Source organism: bacterium, from assembly GCA_004299235.1.
Classification (GTDB): Bacteria; Chloroflexota; Dormibacteria; order Dormibacterales; family Dormibacteraceae; genus SCQL01.
This window is the reverse complement of the sequence record SCQL01000090.1, coordinates 1-1,366: the sequence shown is the minus strand read 5'-3', so window position 1 is coordinate 1,366 and position 1,366 is coordinate 1. Positions and strand designations below refer to the sequence as shown.

Annotated in this window: 1 protein-coding gene; it reads right to left on the bottom strand. The window is 76.4% G+C overall.

Annotated elements, in window-relative coordinates:
- Positions 1 to 644 (bottom strand): hypothetical protein (locus tag EPN29_14415; GenBank protein TAN29822.1); only part of this gene is annotated, 644 nt, incomplete at its 3' end.
- Positions 645 to 1,366 lie beyond the last annotated feature (722 nt).

Here is a 1,366-nt window from a genome sequence, read left to right as displayed (position 1 = left end):
CGACCTGGGGTCCGTGATCCCAGGTCGAGGCGGACGCTGGTCCCGCCGGGCACCGAGACGCCGCGGAGCCGGGGGGCGTCGACGACACCGCCGCGTCCGTAGACGGTGATGTCCGCGACGGCGGTGCCGGAGTCGGGGTTGGCGAGCTCGAGGACGGAAGTGTGCCCGGCGCCCGCGCCGACGCCGGTGAACCACGCGTGCGGCGCGGGGGCGGAGCAGGCGACCGCCGTCGGCTCCTTGCCGCCGAACCGGCCGGCGACCAGGCCGGGGGCGGTCTCGTCCTCACCGGCCACCGCGGCCGGGCCGGTGAGACCGGAGACCGTCGTCACCCGGCCGGCGGCGAGGTCGGCGGTCCGGAGCTCGTCGCCGAGCCCGACCTGGACCTGGCCGCGAGCGTCGTCCGCGGCGCTGGTGAGCGCGACGTCGTCGGCATCCTCGACCGCGGAGGGACACACGAGGGTGGCCCGCGTGAGCGCGACCCGGGTCGGCGGGTGGTCCGCGTCGACGGCCCCGGGGGCCTGGACCAGGAGCAGGGCGAGCGCGCAGAGGACCGGTAGCCCGACGGCGAGCACCGTGGTGACGTCGGGGCGGAAGCCGCGCCGGGTCGAGCGGCGGCCGGGGGCCGATGGTGCGCTGTGGCTCACGACGACCGCCTCCGGTTGGTGGTGGGCAGGCAGAGCACGGCGACCACGAGCAACCCCGCTCCCTGGACGACGAGGAGGAGCACCCGCAGCCACGAGGTCGGGCCCTCGAGGGCCGAGGAGTCGAGCGGGCGGTCCACCTGCCAGGCCCGCGTGCTGCGGTCCTCGGCGCTCGCCTGGACCAGGCCGGGCGCAGCGTCCAGCACCGCGGCGACGTCGCCGTCGGCGGGCGAGGGCAGGACGACGTACTCGATGCCGCTCTGCGCGACCCGGTCGATCACGCCCGGGGTGGGCCGGGAGACGAGCTCACGAACCTGGGCGGTGAACGACGTGTCGGCACCGGTGAGGTCGAGGATCTCGTCCTCCCCGAGCGTCACGCCGTCGCCGCGGCGCACGGTGAAGGTCAGGCCGTCCTCGACGCTGCCGCGGACCACGAGGATCCCGTGCGAGGCACCACTCTCGGAGCTCTGCACCATGTACACGGGGATGTCGGTCTCGATGCCGTCGGCGATCGCGGGATCGGCTCCGCCGAGCCACCAGGCGAGCCCACCGACCGGTACGGCGGTGGCCACCAGCGCGAGCCCCACGGCGACGACCCGGCGCCACGACGCCCCGGCCCCCCGGCCGGCGGCGATCGCTCCCGTGGTGACAGCGACCACGAGCGCCCCCTGGAGCACCACGACCAGCGCACCGAGGCCGGCCTCCGCGGAGGTCGCCGCCATCGA